Annotated in this window: 17 protein-coding genes and 1 tRNA gene; 9 read left to right on the top strand and 9 right to left on the bottom strand. The window is 67.7% G+C overall.

Features of this window, described 5'->3' with window-relative positions; genetic code table 11:
* Nucleotides 1-125: 125 nt before the first annotated feature.
* The 4 genes from ASD13_RS08935 to pepN all read right to left on the bottom strand — a co-directional run bounded on the left by ASD13_RS08935 (nt 126) and on the right by pepN (nt 6,006).
* Nucleotides 126-1,790, bottom strand: a complete 1,665-nt coding sequence (locus tag ASD13_RS08935; RefSeq protein ID WP_055868386.1) for an FAD-binding dehydrogenase — start codon at nt 1,788-1,790, stop codon at nt 126-128.
* Nucleotides 1,787-2,236, bottom strand: coding sequence for a globin (locus ASD13_RS08930; protein ID WP_017830670.1), 450 nt, complete (start codon nt 2,234-2,236; stop codon nt 1,787-1,789). The genes ASD13_RS08935 and ASD13_RS08930 overlap by 4 nt, the downstream gene beginning before the upstream one ends.
* Nucleotides 2,233-3,306 (bottom strand): mechanosensitive ion channel family protein, encoded by a 1,074-nt coding sequence (locus ASD13_RS08925; protein ID WP_055868382.1) that lies wholly within the window; start codon nt 3,304-3,306, stop codon nt 2,233-2,235. The genes ASD13_RS08930 and ASD13_RS08925 overlap by 4 nt, the downstream gene beginning before the upstream one ends.
* Before the next feature lie 147 nt (nt 3,307-3,453).
* The gene (gene pepN / locus ASD13_RS08920; protein WP_055868379.1) at nt 3,454-6,006 is read right to left on the bottom strand and encodes an aminopeptidase N; all 2,553 of its coding nucleotides are present in this window, start codon (nt 6,004-6,006) and stop codon (nt 3,454-3,456) included.
* A gap of 179 nt (nt 6,007-6,185) precedes the next feature.
* Here pepN and ASD13_RS08915 point away from each other — a divergent pair, with 179 nt between their 5' ends.
* The 5 genes from ASD13_RS08915 to ASD13_RS08895 are packed head-to-tail and all read left to right on the top strand — an operon-like array spanning nt 6,186 to nt 11,070.
* Complete coding sequence (locus ASD13_RS08915; protein WP_055868375.1) at nt 6,186-7,370, top strand: ferrochelatase; 1,185 nt, start codon at nt 6,186-6,188, stop codon at nt 7,368-7,370.
* 38 nt (nt 7,371-7,408) lie between these two features.
* Nucleotides 7,409-7,894 (top strand): ribose-5-phosphate isomerase, encoded by a 486-nt coding sequence (locus tag ASD13_RS08910; RefSeq protein WP_055868371.1) that lies wholly within the window; start codon nt 7,409-7,411, stop codon nt 7,892-7,894.
* Nucleotide 7,895: 1 nt separating this feature from the next.
* Entirely contained in the window at nt 7,896-8,894 is a 999-nt protein-coding gene (locus ASD13_RS08905) for an Fpg/Nei family DNA glycosylase (RefSeq protein ID WP_055868368.1), read from the top strand.
* A gap of 38 nt (nt 8,895-8,932) precedes the next feature.
* Entirely contained in the window at nt 8,933-9,577 is a 645-nt protein-coding gene (locus ASD13_RS08900; protein ID WP_055868364.1) for an FMN-binding negative transcriptional regulator, read from the top strand.
* Nucleotides 9,574-11,070, top strand: a complete 1,497-nt coding sequence (locus tag ASD13_RS08895; protein ID WP_055868360.1) for an amidohydrolase — start codon at nt 9,574-9,576, stop codon at nt 11,068-11,070. Before ASD13_RS08900 ends, ASD13_RS08895 begins: the two co-directional genes overlap by 4 nt.
* A 76-nt stretch (nt 11,071-11,146) precedes the next feature.
* Here ASD13_RS08895 and ASD13_RS08890 read toward each other — a convergent pair whose 3' ends face one another.
* On the bottom strand, nt 11,147-11,632 hold the full coding sequence (locus ASD13_RS08890; protein ID WP_017830662.1) for a Dps family protein: 486 nt from the start codon (nt 11,630-11,632) through the stop codon (nt 11,147-11,149).
* A gap of 130 nt (nt 11,633-11,762) precedes the next feature.
* On the opposite strand from ASD13_RS08890, the gene ASD13_RS08885 reads away from it, so the two are divergent.
* From ASD13_RS08885 to ASD13_RS08875, 3 genes are all read left to right on the top strand, one after another.
* Entirely contained in the window at nt 11,763-12,299 is a 537-nt protein-coding gene (locus ASD13_RS08885; RefSeq protein ID WP_055868357.1) for a gamma carbonic anhydrase family protein, read from the top strand.
* 28 nt (nt 12,300-12,327) lie between these two features.
* Nucleotides 12,328-12,401: transfer RNA gene (locus tag ASD13_RS08880), tRNA-Ile, on the top strand.
* An 81-nt stretch (nt 12,402-12,482) separates the two neighbouring features.
* Complete coding sequence (locus ASD13_RS08875; RefSeq protein WP_055868354.1) at nt 12,483-13,391, top strand: DUF6301 family protein; 909 nt, start codon at nt 12,483-12,485, stop codon at nt 13,389-13,391.
* Nucleotides 13,392-13,504: 113 nt separating this feature from the next.
* On the opposite strand, the gene ASD13_RS08870 is transcribed toward ASD13_RS08875, so the two are convergent.
* On the bottom strand, nt 13,505-14,014 hold the full coding sequence (locus ASD13_RS08870; protein WP_235562510.1) for a hypothetical protein: 510 nt from the start codon (nt 14,012-14,014) through the stop codon (nt 13,505-13,507).
* Nucleotides 14,015-14,350: 336 nt separating this feature from the next.
* Here ASD13_RS08870 and ASD13_RS08865 point away from each other — a divergent pair, with 336 nt between their 5' ends.
* A complete protein-coding gene (locus ASD13_RS08865) occupies nt 14,351-14,611 on the top strand; it encodes a DUF6458 family protein (RefSeq protein ID WP_055868350.1) in 261 nt (86 codons plus the stop codon).
* 44 nt (nt 14,612-14,655) lie between these two features.
* Here ASD13_RS08865 and ASD13_RS08860 read toward each other — a convergent pair whose 3' ends face one another.
* The 3 genes from ASD13_RS08860 to ASD13_RS08850 all read right to left on the bottom strand — a co-directional run bounded on the left by ASD13_RS08860 (nt 14,656) and on the right by ASD13_RS08850 (nt 16,915).
* On the bottom strand, nt 14,656-14,973 hold the full coding sequence (locus tag ASD13_RS08860; protein ID WP_055868346.1) for a DUF7882 family protein: 318 nt from the start codon (nt 14,971-14,973) through the stop codon (nt 14,656-14,658).
* Between the two features lie 174 nt (nt 14,974-15,147).
* Nucleotides 15,148-16,062, bottom strand: coding sequence for a helix-turn-helix transcriptional regulator (locus ASD13_RS08855; protein ID WP_055868342.1), 915 nt, complete (start codon nt 16,060-16,062; stop codon nt 15,148-15,150).
* Nucleotides 16,063-16,174: 112 nt separating this feature from the next.
* Entirely contained in the window at nt 16,175-16,915 is a 741-nt protein-coding gene (locus tag ASD13_RS08850) for a 3'-5' exonuclease (RefSeq protein WP_055868340.1), read from the bottom strand.
* Between the last annotated feature and the right edge of the window lie 45 nt (nt 16,916-16,960).

Below are 16,960 nucleotides of genomic sequence, written 5' to 3'. Positions count from 1 at the left end.
CGGCACGGCCGGGCGGTTCGACGTGGAACGCCATGTCTTCGGGATACCCCGAACAAGTGCGACGGATCCCCGGAACGACGCCACCAGGAGAACTGGGGCCCGTGCCTCGGACCTCGCCCCGCGACTCAGACGGCGAGTGCGGCTGCGCGCCCCGCGGTGCGACCGGAGAAGAGGCAGCCGCCGAGGAAGGTTCCCTCGAGTGCCCGGTAGCCGTGCACGCCGCCTCCGCCGAAGCCGCTCGCCTCACCGGCCGCGTAGAGACCCGGGATCGGTTCGCCTGCGGCGTTCAGGGCGCGGCCTTCGAGATCGGTGTTGATACCGCCGAGGGACTTGCGCGTGAGTACATGCAGCTTCACGGCGACGAGCGGCCCCGCCGCAGGATCCTGAAGGCGGTGCGGGGCTGCGGTCCGGATGAGCTTGTCGCCGCGGTAGCCGCGCATCGACCGCAGCATGCCGATCTGCGCGTCCTTCGTGAAGTCGTTCTCCATCTCGCGGTCGCGAGCCTCGACCTCGCGCCGGACGTTGTCGAGGTCGAGGAGCTCGCCGCCAGGATGCTTCTGCATCTGTTCGAGCAGCGAGTCGAGATCGTTCTCGACGATGAAGTCCTCGCCCTCGTCGAGGAAGGACTGCACCGGACCCGTCGGTCCCTTGGCGAGGCGGGATTTCAGGAGGAGTCCGACATCCTTCCCGGTGAGGTCGGGGTTCTGCTCGCTGCCGGACAGGGCGAACTCCTTCTCGACGATCTGACGCGACGTGACGAACCAGGAGTGGTCGTGGCCTGTCGTTCGCAGGTGCTCGAGGGTGCCGAGGGTGTCGAAGCCGGGGAACAGCGGCACGGGGAGCCGTTTTCCCGTAGCGTCCAGCCACAGAGACGAGGGGCCGGGCAGGATGCGGATCCCGTGCGAAGGCCACACCGGATCCCAGTTGGTGATGCCCTCCACGTAGTGCCACATGCGGTCGCCGTTGATCAGGCGGGCACCCGCGACTTCGCTCACACGGTGCATCGAACCGTCGACATATGCCGGCACCCCCGTGAGCATGTGGGCGGGTGCGGTGCCGAGCCGTTCGGGCCACGCTGCTCGCACGAGGTCGTGGTTGCCGCCGATCCCTCCTGAGCAGACGATCGTGGCGGTCGCCGAGATCTGGAACTCGCCGATCACCTCGCGAGACGATGGCACCCCGCGCTCCGCACCGCTGGTTGCGAGGATGTCCCCTCGTGCACCGGTGACGGTGCCGTCCGCGACGGTCAGCTCGCCGACGCGGTGACGCGGAAGGATCGTGAGCCGTCCGTCCCGCTCGCCCTGCTCGACGGCTGCCGCGAAGGGGGCGACGATGCCCGGTCCGGTGCCCCAGGTGATGTGGAAGCGGGGGACGGAGTTGCCCGGTCCGATCGCCCCGTAGCCGCCGCGCTCCGCCCAGCCGACGACGGGGAAGAAGCCGACGCCGCGTTCTCGAAGCCAGGCGCGCTTCTCGCCGGCAGCGAACTGCAGGTACGCCTGCGCCCAGCGGCGGGGCCATTCGTCTTCGTCGCGATCGAATCCGGCATTTCCGAACCAGTCCTGGGTCGCGAGTTCGAGGGAGTCCCTGATGCCGAGGCGTCGCTGCTCTGGGGAGTCGATGAAGAACAGGCCCCCGAAAGACCACCAGGCCTGACCGCCGAGATTCGTGCGCGGCTCCTGATCCACCAGGATGACGCGCCGCCCGGCATCGAGTGCCTCCGCCGCCGCGACGAGGCCGGCCAACCCCCATCCGATCACAAGGACGTCTGCAGACAGGGGTGTCGTCGTCATGAGTTCTCCGTTGATTCCTGACGTGATCGGGCCTCGAGCGTCGGGCGACCACCCGGACCGGCACCGATCCCGGAAGGCTCGAGTGAGTTCACCATGGCATAGGCGGCCCGCTCCAGGTAGTCCCACAGCGTGGTTTCGTGCAGGGGGGACAACTGCGCCTCGTCCACAGCTGTCCGCATGTGACGAAGCCAACGATCGCGCGCGTCCGCGTCGATCCGGAAGGGCATGTGCCGCATACGGAGCCGCGGGTGTCCGCGCGTCTCGCCGTAGGTCGTGGGACCGCCCCAGTACTGCTCGAGGAACATCCGCAGGCGATCCTCCGCGGGGCCCAGGTCTTCTTCGGGGTACATCGGCTTCATCACCGGGTCGAGCGCGACCTCGCGGTAGAACACCGAGACGATCTTCGCGAACGTGTCGTGCCCGCCGATCTCGTCGTAGAAGGTCACTTCTGGGTGCTCCCGTCGTCGTTCGGCTTCTTGCGGCGCCAGATCCCGCGGTCGGGGATGATCGGGACGCCGGTCACGGCATTCGGCCGGGTCTTGGGCGGATTCGCTCCGCGCACGCGACGCGCCCCGTCGAGGCCCGTCGGCACGACATCGACCATGCGCGGAACGCCGATCTCCTTCTCGAGCAGTGCGGCGCGCAGTCGACGCCGCAGCTCCTGCGCGACGTCGTCCTTCGCGTTGGCGCGGGCCTTGATCACGATGCGCACCACGAGCGCATCGCCGTCGATGGACTCGAGCCCCCACAGCTCCGGCTTCTCGATGATGCGCGTACGCCACTTCGGATCCTTCGCCAGCCCCTGCGCCGTCTCGAGCATGATGTGCTCGACCTGCTCCAGGTCGGAGTCGGCGGGGACGCCCAGGTCGATGATGGAGCGCGCCCAGCCCTGCGACATGTTGCCGATGCGGGTGACCTCGCCGTTGCGCACGTACCAGAGGGTGCCGTTGACGTCGCGCACCTGGGTGATGCGCACGCTGACGTACTCGACGACGCCGCTCGCGAGACCGAGATCGACCACGTCGCCGATGCCGATCTGATCTTCGGCGACGATGAACATGCCGTTGAGCACGTCCTTGACGATGTTCTGGGCGCCGAAGCCGAGGCCGGCGCCGACGGCAGCGGTCAGGAGGGTCAGGGAGCCGAGGAGGCTGTTGTCGATCGCGTTCACGATGAGCACGATCGCGATGACCACGAGCATCACGTTGACGATGTTCTGCAGGATCGTCCCCAGCGTGCGCGTGCGCTGCACGAGGCGCATGTCGGCGAGGGGAGATCGTTCGAGGGCCTGCGTGTCGTCGACCGACGCCTTGTTCTTGGCGCTGTCGACGATACGGTGCACGACACGTCGGATGACTATGCGCAGAACGAGGCCGATCACGACACAGCTGGCGATGATGATCGCGACGGTGAGGGCCTTCATACCGGCCTCACCGAGCCAGACGAGCAGCGCCTTCACCCAATCGGGGAGGGGGATTTCCGCGGATGGGTCGGTGTCAGCGAGGGGGAGAATCATCACTCACGATCTTAGCGATCGGGTCTCTGCGCGGGCTGGGTGGATGTGCCCGACGAGAACGGAGACCACCCGTCCCGTCTCGTCGTGTCGTTCATGGCCACGGCGAGTGCGGGACCGATGGTCTCCGTTTTCAGGGGTGCTTCGGGATCAGTCCTCGGCGTCGCGTGCCTGTGCGGCCAGAGCGCGCTCCACGTCCGCCAGGTTCTCGAGCACGAGACGGCGCAACGCGGGCGCCGCGTCCTGGTGGGCGGCGAGCCAGCCACGGGTCGCATCGCGCAGCGCGACGTCGGCCAGAGCCGTGGGGAAGAGTCCGACGATCAGGTACTGCGCGATCTGGTAAGTGCGCGATTCCCAGACCGGGAGCAGCATGTCGAAGTAGGCCGGTACGAACTCACCCAGCACTGCGGCGCCGGCCGGGTGCGTGAACCCGAGCGCTGCGGAGCGGACGATCGTGTTGGGGGCGTCGTCGCGTTCGATGAGCGACGCCCACGCGGCCTTCTTCGATGCCGAATCCGGAAGCGAGGCACGGGCCTGAGCGGCGAACTCTCCGCCCTTGGCCGTGTTGTCGGCCGCGAGGGCGGCATCGATCGTGGCGGCATCGGTCGCGCCGATCGATGCCAGCCCGACGAGGAGCTGCCAGTTCAGGTCGGCGTCGACCTCGAGCCCGGGCAGCGTGTCCTCACCGGAGCGCAGACGCCCGACGATGCCGGCGTGCTCTGGGGTGACCAGGGCGTTCGCGAACGCGGTGACGAACTGCAGCTGGCTGTCGCTGCCCGGCTCCGCGGCCTCTGCGAGGCTCCACAGGCCGTCGGCGACCTTGAGTCGTGCCGCCTCGCGATCCGCGGGGACGACGTAGAGAGTCGCTGCGGTGCGCAGCTGGCTCAGCGTGGTGCGCACGGTCGTCGACTCGGTCTCGCGGCCGATGTTGCCCAGCACGAGGTCGATGTACTCCGAAGCGCCGGTCTCGGCGTCGCGGGTCTGGTCCCACGCGGCGCCCCAGACGAGCGAGCGGGCGAGCGGGTCGTGGATGTCGGCGAGGTGGGCGATCGCCGTGGCGAGCGACTTCTCGTCGAGGCGGATCTTCGCGTAGGCGAGGTCGTTGTCGTTGAGCAGCACGAGGTCGGGGCGGGCGAGGCCCTGCAGCTCGGGCACCTCGGTGCGGTCGCCGTCGACGTCGACCTCGAGGTAGTGAGTGCGGGTGAGCGAGCCGTCCGTGAGCGTGTAGAAGCCGATGCCGAGGCGGTGCGGACGGATCGTCGGGTAGTCCGCCGGGGCGGTCTGCGTGATCGCGAAGCGCGAGATGGTGCCGTCGTGGCTCTCGGCGATGACGGGCTCGAGCGTGTTGACGCCCGCGGTCTCGAGCCACTTCTTCGACCACGTGCTGAGGTCGCGGCCACTGGTGGCTTCGAGCTCGGAGAGCAGGTCGCTCAGCTCGGTGTTGCCCCAGGAGTGCTTCTGGAAGTACTGCGAGACTCCGGCGAAGAACGCCTCGATGCCCACCCACGCGGCCAGCTGCTTGAGGACCGAGCCGCCCTTGGCGTAGGTGATGCCGTCGAAGTTGACCTGCACGTCTTCGAGGTCGTTGATCTCGGCGACGATCGGGTGGGTGGAGGGGAGCTGGTCCTGGCGGTAGGCCCAGGTCTTCTCCATGGCGTTGAAGGTCGTCCAGGCCTCTGTCCACTCGGTGGCCTCGGCGGTGGCGATGGTCGACGCCCACTCGGCGAACGACTCGTTGAGCCAGAGGTCGTTCCACCACTTCATGGTGACGAGGTCACCGAACCACATGTGCGCCAACTCGTGCAGGATCGTGACGACGCGACGCTCCTTGACCGCGTCGGTGACCTTGCTGCGGAACACGTAGGTCTCGGTGAAGGTGACGGCACCGGCGTTCTCCATCGCGCCGGCGTTGAACTCCGGCACGAAGAGCTGGTCGTACTTGGCGAAGGGGTACGGGACGCCGAACTTCGACTCGAAGTAGGCGAAGCCCTCGCGGGTCTTGTCGAAGATGTAATCGGCATCGAGGTGCTGCCACAGGCTCTTGCGGCCGTACACGCCCAGAGGGATGACACGTCCGGAGGCGCTGGTGAGCTCCGAGAAGGTCGACTCGTACGGGCCGGCGACGAGCGCCGTGATGTACGAGGAGATACGCGGGGTCGGCTCGAAACCCCACGTGGCGGTGACGTCGTCGTCATGGACGATGGGCTCGGGGGTGGGGGAGTTGGAGACGACCTTCCATGCGGCAGGGGCCGTCACCGTGAACTGGAACGTCGCCTTGAGGTCGGGCTGCTCGAAGACGGCGAAGACACGACGCGAGTCGGGCACCTCGAACTGGGAGTAGAGATAGACCTCCCCGTCCACGGGGTCGACGAAACGGTGGAGCCCTTCGCCGGTGTTCGTGTACTCGCAGTCGGCGTCCACGACGAGGATGTTCTCGGCCTGCAGACCGGTGAGCGCGATGCGCGAGTCGGCGAAGACCTCGTTCGGGTCGAGCTGCTCGCCGTTGAGCGAGATCTCGCGCACGTCGCGGGCGATCAGGTCGATGAAGGTGAAGCCCTCCGGCGTCGCGGTGAAGCGCACCACGCTGCGGGAGCCGAACACCTCGGGGCCCTTCGTCAGATCGAGGGCGACCTCATACGACTGCGTGTCGATGACGTCGCGGCGCTCCTGCGCTTCGATACGGGTGAGGTTCTCTCCAGGCACAGCTGTACTCCCAGGGGTGAGGGGATGTCACCGGGGCTGGGCGCAGTTGGCGCCGACGGCAACCATGACAGCCTACGCCTTCGCGACGGATGCCTCCTCGCATCGGCCACGGGAGCGCGACGTCGGGAAACGACGCGTGCGCGCACGCCCGGACCCCTCCGAGGTGGGAAGATGGATGCGTGACTGCGATCGAGCCGAATGTCGTCCCCTTTGCCTCGCCTGCTACCGCCGGTGGTGCCCCCTACGTGAACACGCCTGCCACCTACGACGCGATCCTGCTCGCCGGGTTCGGCGGGCCGGAGGGCCAGGATGATGTGATCCCGTTCCTCAGGAACGTGACGCGCGGTCGGGGAATCCCCGACGAACGGCTCGAGGAGGTCGCGCACCACTATCGCCACTTCGGCGGGGTGAGCCCGATCAACGGCCAGAACCGCGTCCTCAAGGAGGCGCTGGAGAAGGCCCTCATCGAGCGCGGGATCACGCTCCCCGTCTACTGGGGCAACCGCAACTGGGCCCCGTACCTCGAAGAGGTCGTGACCGAGGCCTCGGCCAACGGTCACAACACCCTCCTCGCCTTCGCCACCAGCGCCTACAGCTCGTTCTCCAGCTGCCGTCAGTATCGCGAGGACTTCGCCCGCGTCCTGGAGGAGACCGGCCTGGGTGAGACGGTGACGATCGACAAGATCCGTCCGTTCTACGATCACCCCGGCTTCGTCGAGGCTTTCGAGACCGGCGTTCGTGAGGCTGTCGAGGGCTTCCTCGCCGAGGGCATCCCGGCAGCGGACATCCAGATCCTGTTCTCGACCCACAGCATCCCGACCGCCGACGCCGAGCGTTCCGGAGCCCGAGACATCGAATGGGGAGAGGGTGGCGCATACGCCGCGCAGCACCTCGCCGTCGCCGCGTGGGTCATGGACCGCGTTCGCCAGACCGTTCCGGCGGCCGCCGATGTGTCGTGGGAACTCGTGTACCAGTCCCGCTCCGGCCCCGCTTCGCAGCCCTGGCTCGAGCCGGACGTGTGCGATGTGATCGGCGAGCTGCCCGATCGTGGCCGCAAGGCCGTCGCCGTCGTCCCGGTCGGATTCATGAGCGACCACATGGAGGTGCTGTGGGACCTCGACACCGAGGCGGCGGAGGCTGCGGAGGAAGCGGGCCTCTCCTTCACACGCACTCCGACTCCTGGAGTGTCGCCGGCATTCGTCTCCGGCATCGTCGACCTGATCGAGGAGCGCCTCCAGGGACGCCCCAACGAAGAGCGTGCGCACGTGACCTCTCTCCCCGGGGGCTTCGATGTCTGCCGGCCCGGCTGCTGCGAGAACATCCGCGCGGGCTTCAAGCCGGCCGCTGCCGGTGTCGCCCCGTGACCTCTCGCTGACCCGCGCACGCTTCTAGGATGGGAATCATGCGCATCCACATCGCCACCGACCACGCGGGACTCGACTTCTCCACCCAGCTGCAGGGACATCTGCGCGCTTCCGGACATGATGTCGTCGATCACGGGCCGATCGAGTACGACGCTGTCGACGACTACCCCGCCTTCTGCATCCGAGCGGCGCAGGCGGTCATCGCCGACCAGCGTGCCGGCGTGGACGCACTGGGTGTCGTTTTCGGCGGCTCGGGCAATGGTGAGCAGATCGCCGCGAACAAGGTCGAGGGCGTGCGTGCGGCACTCGTCTGGAATCTGTCGACGGCGGAACTCGCGCGAGAGCACAACGACGCCAACGTGATCTCCATCGGCGCCCGTCAGCACACGTACGACGAGGTGACGTCGTTCATCGACCGCTTCATCGAGACGCCGTTCTCCGGTGACGAGCGCCACGTGCGCCGCATCGGCCAGATCGCGGACTTCGAACGAGACGGCTCTCTGCTCCCGGACCCGCGGGCCTGAGATGCCCGAGGGTCATTCCGTCCATCGGATCGCTCGTCAATTCGACCGCAACTTCGTCGGAAAGACCCTGAGCGCTTCCAGTCCGCAGGGACGATTCGCCGAGGGCGCCTCCGTTCTCGACGGTCGCGAGGCGGTCAGTGTGCAGGCCGTCGGCAAGCAGATGTTCCTAGAGACGGAGGGCGACCTCTGGCTCCGGGTGCATCTCGGTCTATACGGGGCGTGGGATTTCGCGGGTGAGATCATCGTCGACCCGACCATCGCCTCGGCCAACGGACGGATGGGCCAGACGAATCAGCGGGGGACCGTGCTCGACCAGCCGATCCTCGACGAAGCTGGCGAGAACTCGCTCGCGTCGATCGGGGCCCCGCGGCGCACCCGAGTGCACGTGCGCATGTCGGAGCAGACGAAGGGGCTGGCCGACGACGGGATGCAGTGGCCTCCGCCCGTCGTCGGGCAGGTCCGTCTGCGGCTGCTGACCGATATCACCGCGGCCGATCTTCGAGGGCCCACCGCCTGTGTGCTGCAGACTCCCGAGGAGATGCTCGCCACGGTGGCCAAGCTGGGACCGGATCCCCTGGTCGGCGACCCGGTCGAGAACGAGGAGCGATTCGTTCGCGCAGTCAAGAAGAAGTCGACGGTAATCGCGCTGCTGCTGATGGACCAGTCGGTCGTGAGCGGGATCGGCAACGTGTATCGGGCAGAGATGCTCTTCCGCCAGCGGTTGAACCCGCACACTCCGGGGAGGGACGTGCCGGAAGACGTCGTGCGCGCGCTCTGGGCAGACTGGGTGCGCCTTCTCGCGATCGGTGTCGAGACCGGCCAGATGATGACGATGGACGGCCTCACGGGCGACGACTACCGGGCGGCCATGGCCAATCGGGACGACCGGCACTGGGTGTATCACCGTGCGGGACTGCCCTGTCGGATCTGCGGAACGGAGATCGCCCTCGAGGAGATCGGTGCGCGCAAGCTCTACTGGTGCCCTCGTTGTCAGGCGTGAGCCCGCTCGAGCTCCCTGCACCGCTCTAGGCTGATCCCATGCGACAGAACCCCAGCTTCACGCTGGCCGATGAGACCGAGATCCGCCGTGTCATCGAGGCGAATCCCTGGGCGACGATCATGAGCGCAGGCGATGACGGACTCGTCGCCTCGCACTACGCCGTGCTGCTCGACGACGCGTGCGACGACCTCACCGTCGTGGGACACGTCGGGCGCCCGGACGACCTCATCCACGGGATGGGGCACCGAGAGATGCTCGTGGTGTTCCAGGGCCCGCACGGCTACGTCTCGCCCGGCTGGTACGGCGATGTCCCTGCGGTGCCGACCTGGAACTACACCGCGGTGCACCTGGCCGGCGTGCCCGAGATCCTGACCGATGAAGAGAACCTCGTCGTGCTGGATCAGCTCGTGGCACGCTTCGAAGCCCGGATGCCCGAGCCGCGACGGATGTGGGAACGCCCGAACGACCCGGCCTACATCGAGCGCCTCGCCTCGGGAACCGTGGGCTTCCGGTTGCGGCCGACCCGCGTCGTCGCCAAGAGGAAGCTCAGCCAGAACAAGCCGCCGGAGACGATCGAGACGGTCATCGCCGCGCTCTCGACCGACGGACCGTATTCGAACCCGGCTCTCGCCGCGGAGATGCGACGCGCGCAGGATGCGCGCCGAGGAGGACGACAGCAGTGACCGAACGTGGAGTGGCGATCGACACGATCACCGGCGTGCGCATCGCCGGCCCCGGGCGCGAGTTCCTCATGGATGAAGAGCCCGTGGACATCTTCATCGCCGACGGGCGCATCGTCGACATCGCCCCGACAGGTGCTCTGCCGGCACACGGCGCGGTCATCGACGCCGACGGCGCGTGGGCCGTTCCCGGGCTCTGGGACAACCACGTCCACACGGTCCAGTGGGCGCTGACATCGGAGCGGGCGCCGCTCGGCGGGGCGGAATCCGCCGCCGGCGCCGCTGCGGCGATGAGGGGCATCGCCCCGCTGCCGGATGGACGACGCGTCGGGACCGGCTTCCGTGATGCGCTCTGGTCGGATCGGCCCTCCCTCGAGCTCCTGGACGCCGCGACCGGCGATGTTCCGACGTATCTCATCAACGCCGATGTCCACAGCGTCTGGTTGAACAGCACGGCTCTCGCGCGCGAAGGTTTCCGCAGTGAGGACGGCGTGCTGCGCGAGACCGACGCCTTCGAGATCTCCCGGCGCCTCAACGCCGTCGACTCAGCCCACGGCGATCGCGCGATGATGCGTGCAGGCGAGCAGGCGGCCGCACGCGGTATCACCGGGCTCGTCGACTTCGACATGGCGTGGAGTGCGGAAGCCTGGCCGCGACGGGTCCAGGCCGGTTTCTCCTCGCATCGCGTCGAGTTCGCGATGTACCCCTTCGACCTCGAACGGGCGATCAGTGCCGGGCTGCGCACCGGAGAGCTCCGCGAAGAGGGCGATGTCCCGGCACCCGCACGAGGGCTCGTGCATGTCGGACCTCTCAAGGTCATCACCGACGGTTCTCTGGGCACACGAACGGCAGCGTGTTCGCACTCGTATCCGGGCGATCCCGACAACTTCGGGATGCTCACCGTGCCGTCGGACGAGCTCGTCGCACTCCTCACCCGTGCGACCGGTGCGGGGCTGGGCGTGGCCGTGCACGCGATCGGCGACCGGGCGATCACTTCTGCTCTCGACGCGTTCACCACGACGGGCGCCGTCGGCTCGATCGAGCACGTGCAGCTCGTGCGGCACACCGATCTCGCCCGTTTCGCCCGTCTGGGCGTGATCGCCAGCGTCCAGCCGCAGCATGCCGTGGACGACCGCGACCTGGTGGATCGTCACTGGGCCGAGCAGACCGCCATCGGCTACCCGCTCGCCTCGTTGCGTGACGCCGGTGCGCAGTTGCGCTTCGGGTCGGATGCACCGGTCGCCGAGCTCGACCCCTGGCACGCCATCTCAGCCGCGGTGTCGCGCACCGACGACGATCGGGCCGCCTGGCATCCGGAGGAGCGGATCACCGTCGACCAGGCGCTCGAGGCGAGCGTTCGTTCGTCGCTGCGTCCCGGCGAACCCGCCGACATCGTGCTGTGCGCCGCGGATCCTCGAGCGGCGACGGGGGAGGGGCTGCGGTCCATGCCCATCGTCTCCACCCTTCTCGCGGGGTACGTCACACACGTCCTCTGATCGTTCCTGCAACGAAGAAGGGGCGGTGCTCGGAGGACCGAGCACCGCCCCTTCTCAGGTCAGGCGATGTCTGAGATCACGCAGCGATGTGCGAGACGAGGAACCAACGGTCCTTCTCGAGACCGCGCTGGATCTCGATCGCGACGTCCTGGCTGGTGAGGTCGACCTCGTCGAGTCCTTCGACAGCCGCCTTGACGTCGACCAGGATGGCGTCGATGTCCGAGATGACGGCGCGGATCAGCTCGTCGGACTGGGCGAAGCCGGCCGCGACCGAGGTGGATCCCGCCTTGTCAGCGACAGCGCTCACGCGCGCGTCGATCGGGAGTCCCAGCGCGACGATCCGCTCAGCGGCCGTGTCGGCGAAGTCGCCGGCGTGGGCGACGATGGTGTCGAGCAGCTCGTGGACGCCGATGAAGTTCGCGCCACGCACGTGCCAGTGGGCCTGCTTGCCGTTGACGGTCAGCGCCTGCAGGCCGAGGACGACAGGGGAGAGGAACTGGGCCGCCCCTGCAGCCACGGTCGGGTCGATGGCGGTAGTGGAAACGGTCTGTGCCTTGCTCATCTTGTGCTCCTCCGGAACGGTTACTCGTATCTGATGGAGACAACGCTACTCAGCCTCAGACATTCCGCAAGCAAGCTGAGGCTCGGCTCACTTCCGCGTGATTCCGCGGAAGTGAGGGTAGTCTCCCCTCATGAGCATCGCGTCCGGAGCCTCTGTCCTCTCCCTGCCGAACACCACACCGTCGATCGACGCGACGGCGTTCGTCGCCGACGGCGCGCGCATCGTCGGCGACGTCTCCCTCGCCGCCGGATGCAGCGTCTGGTACAACGCCGTCCTCCGGGGAGATTCCGCGGGGATCGTCATCGGACCGGGCTCCAACGTGCAGGACAACGTCTCGGTCCACGTGGACTCGGGTCACCCCGTCGTGATCGGCTCGAAGGTGTCGGTGGGCCACAACGCGGTCGTCCACGGCTGCACGATCGGCGACGGCACACTGGTCGGGATGGGATCGGTCATCCTCAGCGGTGCGGTGATCGGTGACGGCTGCCTCATCGCGGGGGGAGCGGTCGTGCTCGGAGGGACGGAGATCCCTCCCGGTTCTCTCGTCGCGGGCGTCCCCGCGAAGGTGCGACGGGCCCTCACCGACGAGGAACGCGCGGGGCTCATCGCCAACGCCGACATCTACCTCGGGCACTCGCAGACGCATTCCGCGGCTACGCGGGTGTGAGCGCCCGGCCGCTAGGCTGAGAGGGTACGGGGCGGTGGCCAAGCTGGTTAAGGCAGTGGGCTCATAACCCAACGATCGCGGGTTCAAGTCCCGCCCGCCCTACTCGAACTCTCGCCGAGCGCCACACCACCGCCCGCACTCCCGTGCCGGCACCATGGCTGAAGCCCCGCCCTGAGGAAGACGATGACAGAACACAGCACGGCTCACCCACCGGGGCTCTTCGGCCACATCGGCGGTGTCGAGGTCGCACTCCTGTCCATCACGCAGGCCGGAACATTGGGCGCCCCTGTCGACTACGTCACCGCGCGCCGAGCGGATGTGCCCGCTGGGACCCCTGAAGTGTCGGTCGACCGTACGGACTCTGCCGATCTGATCCGGGTGCCGATCTCTGTGGTGGATCAGCTCGCCCGCTGGTGGTGGATAGTGCGGCTCGATGGCGGCGAGTACCAGGCGAGTCAGATGCGCGATGGACAGGTGCTCATCGGGACCTCCGACAGTCGTTTCGTCTGGGGCGACGGGTGGGACGGGAACGTCCGTGACGGCTGGCAGCGCTGGGTCGATGCGGAAGGGCTCGACGCGACGGCGACGCGCCACCCGCTCCAAGCCGTGGCGTGGAAGGCGATGAATGCCGCTGAGCTGTGCGACACCATGGAATTCTGGGCGAGCGCGTCCTGGCCGCTGACGCGGGACGAGGCGCAGAAGTTGGCCGTCGATCGCTTCGGGTGGACGATCGAGGTCGAAGACGGCACCTCTTATCTGATGAACACCGTGTCGAGGTTCACGGTCACCGATGTGATGATGATCGATCTCAAGGACGTGATGATGGATCTGAGTCTCGACGTGTCCGACACGATCCGCGATGTGACGCCGGAATCCACGGCCTTCCTCGGCGACGCGTTCACGCTGATGGTCCGCGAAGGTGAGAGCCGCTGGGGCACGCCGACGATGACGGACTTCGAAGACACCGTGGCTGCGCACTGGGATGTCGCCGGCGGAGCTCGGATCGAGTTCACCTTCCTGCCCAAGGGGCTCACGGCGATGTACGAGACGCCTCAGGGCGCCGAGCTCTCACGCAAGAGCGGCAACCGTTGATGGCCGACGGCAGTGAGCTCGAGAGCCGCTTGCACCGTGCGCTCCGTGAGGTCTGCGATCGGGTCTTCCTCGTCGCTGTGCGCTGAGCCAGTACCCGGCCGGAACAGGTGTGGTCAGGCGCCTGTCACTCGGGGTGGGCGCCGCGAGGCGGCCACGGCGAGAGCTTTCGCGTCGAAGTAGTCTGACCCGTCGACACGGAAAGGCTGTTCGTCCAACCACACCGCGTCGCCGTCGACCCGGAGTACACCGACGTACATGATCCGGTCAGCGCCAGATGACCAGATGGAAAGGAGCAGGTCGTCTCCGAGGCTGTCCTGCGCCGCGGCGAAACCCTCGGTGATCTCGGCAGCGTCGGTGCGCCCGTTCCGGATCGCCTCGAGAAGCGGGCGTATCGGGAACGAGCCGTCGACGCCGTAGATCACCGGATTCGTCAGCACACCACCTCCCTTGACCCGCCATCGGCGAGAGCCGACGAAGATCATCACGATGCTGACGACGAGCAGCACCGGGGGGAGCGCGAACGCCCCGGCGATCGCCAGGCCGCCCTTCACCCGGCCGCCGAGGAGCGCAACGGTCGCCTCCGCATTGAGGTAGATCACCAGTGACAAGACGACCATGACCACGGCGACGACGGTCCAGACCGCCCTCTTGCGCGGTGACGACTCCGACGCGAACAGATCAGGGCGCGTGGCGAACTAGGAATACAGATTGCGGTGCGTGGACCTCAACGGGGCGAAACTCATCTGACCATCCCTTCTCCACCATTCTCGCGTGTCCGACAGGTGGCAGGGCCCGCGATCGTCGTCACGGCATCTGCACGACGGCAGGTCGACCGGTGGTAGGAGCTTGCCGGAAACCACCGGAACGCGCGGTTCGTCGGCTGTCAAGCCCCTCCCGCCCGGTTGGACACCGCGCCATTGTTCGAAGGTGCGGCACCGCGCCGCAGAACGGGAGGCACCATGAGCATCGGCAGCGGAATCGCGCTCTTCGTGATCGGGGCGATCCTCGTCTTCGCGATCAACGTCGACGTCGCCTGGGTAGACCTCGACATGGTCGGCTACATCCTGATGGGCGCAGGAGTGGTCATATTCCTGCTCGGCATCGTCCTGCTGGCGCGTCGTCGTCGGACGGAGACGGTCTCGCGCACCGTCGTCGACCCCGCGACGGGAGCGCCGACGACTCGTCGCTCCGTGAGCTCCACCGGCGACGAGGCGGTGTAGCCCGGTCGGCTGGCGGCGCCGACCCCGGAGGGTGACGGGCGCCGTCAGTCGGCGTGGACGCTCTCGAGGTGTTCCTCGACGAGGGTGATCCCACCGCTGGAGCTCGCGGAGTGCGCGAGTTCCTCGATCCATCTCCGGCTCAGGTCCGGCGTCTCCGCGTCCTGGAACACGAACCGCAGCGGGATCGAGGGGTGCAGCCACAACGTCGAGCGACCGGGCGCATCGCCTTCGGGGTGTCGCCACGAGAGCGTGAAGCTCTCATTGCGGCGGAGCTTCGTGGCGATGACGACCTTCAGGTGCGCAAGCGCGCGATCGTCGATCTGGATCGGGGTCTTCGCGTCGCCGTAGTAGAGGCTGCCCATCAGCAGGGGGACGATTCGACGATGTGCGGGGCACAGACCATGGTTCTCCTCGACGGCGTGCTCGGAGGACCGAGAAGGCGGTCCGGGATATTCGAACTCTAGCCAACAATGTCCCGCGGCGACCGGCGCAGGGTCCGACGCGCCGTCCGATGCGAACAGAGTCTTCGTTCCCTGTCACGCAGACGGCAGTGAAGGCGCAGCCCCATAGGCCTCGCGGTAGGCCACGGTGAACCGGGAAGAGTTGTTGAAGCCCCATCGCCGAGCGATCTCACCCACGGAGCGGCCGTCTCCGTCGCGGAGATCCCGATGGGCACCGTCAAGGCGCGCTCGTCGCAGGGCATCGGCAGGCGTGATGTCGAGAGCGCGCCGGAATGCGTACTGCAGACCCCGTGTAGAGATGTAGGACGCGGCCGCGACATCGTCGATCGTGATGGCGAGATGGGCGTTCGCATCGATGTAGGCGAGTGCTCGACGCACGGACGCAGGCGCGCCGGCGCGCTGTGCCGGACGCTGCAGCGAGTGCGTGAACGTCGTCGGGAACGCCGAGAGGGTCACCGTCAAGGCATGACGCTCGAGCTCGGCGATCAGCAGCGGTTCCGTGTCTCCCGCCGCCAAGGACTGGTCGAGGTACGCGAACATGCGCTCCCAGCGCTGGGCGTCGGCTGCGGAGTGCGGCACGAGCCCGGTGGTGCGCAGCTCTCGGCGATCGTCGCCGGTGATCTGCCGCGCTCGATTCTCTGCCGCCTGATGATCGAACACGACGGCTCGAACGCGAGCGGAGCGGTCCCATCTCGCCTCGACCTCGGTGCCATCCGACATCCACACGGATTGCGCATCCAGCGACTCCCGCCCGGACCAGACGCGCGCGTCAGGAGCCTCCACACGGCACACCAGGAGCTGCTCCAGCGGCTCGGCTCGCGAATGCACCTGCGCGGCGAGGCGATAGTCGATCAGGGACGCGGTCTCGAGCTCCTCGGATCGCCAGTCGAATCGGAACCTCCGCGGGTCCGCCTTCTGCAGCGACGAGGAGGGGACGAATTGCTGCCACGTGGACTCCACCCGCTCCAGATCGGCGGATGTGAACTGCATGGGTTACTCCTTGTGCTTCGCGCCCCGATCCCACTCGAAAGCGCACCACCCGGAGCGTATCCCACCGCAACTGGGCCCCGGCCGTAGAGCACTGATGCGCTCGAGGAATCGGTCAATCTGAGAGAGGGGAATCCGTGTGAGGGGAAGGGGATCGAACGGGCCAGCTACCGTCGAGCGCGTCATCGGGGTCGAGCCGGCCGATGCTCACGAAGTACTCGGTGAGGCTCGCCGCCTGCGATCGGGCCCACCCGATCTGACGCGTGTGGAGTTGCACGGGAGATTCGGGGAGGCTGAACTGACGCGCCAGCGCCTGCGCGACACGTCCGGCGGCGATGGCGTCGGCAGACGCTTCATGGGCGCTCTCCAGCGGCACGGCATAGTGCGCCGCCACCACTTCGAGCGTGCGCCGGCCACGACGGTAGCGGTCGAAGGCCTTGTCGATCACGAGCGGATCGATCACGGGGGCCGGGTCTGTGAGGGGCTCGACTCCGTGACGGATCGCTTCACAGGCGAGCAGGGAGAAGTCGTACGACGCGTTGTAGGCGACGACCGGCACCCCCTGATCGAACAACGATCGCAACGCGGCGGTGACTTCGGCGACGACCTCGTGCGCCGGCCTTCCCTGCGATCGTGCGTGCATGGTGGTGATGCCGTGCACAGCGGTCGCTCCTTCGGGAATCGGGACTCCGGGGTCTGCGAGCCATGAGCGAGCCGCGACCTGGCGTCCCCCCGCATCGAGCACGCCGACATAGGCGGTGACCACGCGATCCGACTCGACGTCGACGCCCGTCGTCTCAAGGTCGAACACACCGACGCGCGTGAGCCACGCGGGGAGCGGAGATCCGGATGGCATGCCCTCACGCTACGGCCGGCCGCGGACATTCAGGAGAAGGCGCAC

The sequence above is a fragment of the Microbacterium sp. Root1433D1 genome (genome assembly GCF_001426835.1).
GTDB classification, from domain to species: domain Bacteria; phylum Actinomycetota; class Actinomycetes; order Actinomycetales; family Microbacteriaceae; genus Microbacterium; species Microbacterium maritypicum.
This window is presented reverse-complemented; position numbering and strand designations above follow the sequence as displayed.

What these genes read in the sequence shown, in the direction of transcription:
- ASD13_RS08905 (WP_055868368.1), top strand. Translation starts at nt 7,896, where the DNA reads ATGCCCGAGGGTCATTCCGTCCATCGGATCGCTCGTCAATTCGACCGC.
- ASD13_RS08875 (WP_055868354.1), top strand. Translation starts at nt 12,483, where the DNA reads ATGACAGAACACAGCACGGCTCACCCACCGGGGCTCTTCGGCCACATC.
- ASD13_RS08850 (WP_055868340.1), bottom strand. Translation starts at nt 16,915, where the DNA reads ATGCCATCCGGATCTCCGCTCCCCGCGTGGCTCACGCGCGTCGGTGTG.
- ASD13_RS08935 (WP_055868386.1), bottom strand. Translation starts at nt 1,790, where the DNA reads ATGACGACGACACCCCTGTCTGCAGACGTCCTTGTGATCGGATGGGGG.
- ASD13_RS08860 (WP_055868346.1), bottom strand. Translation starts at nt 14,973, where the DNA reads ATGGGCAGCCTCTACTACGGCGACGCGAAGACCCCGATCCAGATCGAC.
- ASD13_RS08855 (WP_055868342.1), bottom strand. Translation starts at nt 16,062, where the DNA reads ATGCAGTTCACATCCGCCGATCTGGAGCGGGTGGAGTCCACGTGGCAG.
- ASD13_RS08865 (WP_055868350.1), top strand. Translation starts at nt 14,351, where the DNA reads ATGAGCATCGGCAGCGGAATCGCGCTCTTCGTGATCGGGGCGATCCTC.
- ASD13_RS08925 (WP_055868382.1), bottom strand. Translation starts at nt 3,306, where the DNA reads ATGATTCTCCCCCTCGCTGACACCGACCCATCCGCGGAAATCCCCCTC.
- ASD13_RS08890 (WP_017830662.1), bottom strand. Translation starts at nt 11,632, where the DNA reads ATGAGCAAGGCACAGACCGTTTCCACTACCGCCATCGACCCGACCGTG.
- ASD13_RS08885 (WP_055868357.1), top strand. Translation starts at nt 11,763, where the DNA reads ATGAGCATCGCGTCCGGAGCCTCTGTCCTCTCCCTGCCGAACACCACA.
- ASD13_RS08910 (WP_055868371.1), top strand. Translation starts at nt 7,409, where the DNA reads ATGCGCATCCACATCGCCACCGACCACGCGGGACTCGACTTCTCCACC.
- ASD13_RS08900 (WP_055868364.1), top strand. Translation starts at nt 8,933, where the DNA reads ATGCGACAGAACCCCAGCTTCACGCTGGCCGATGAGACCGAGATCCGC.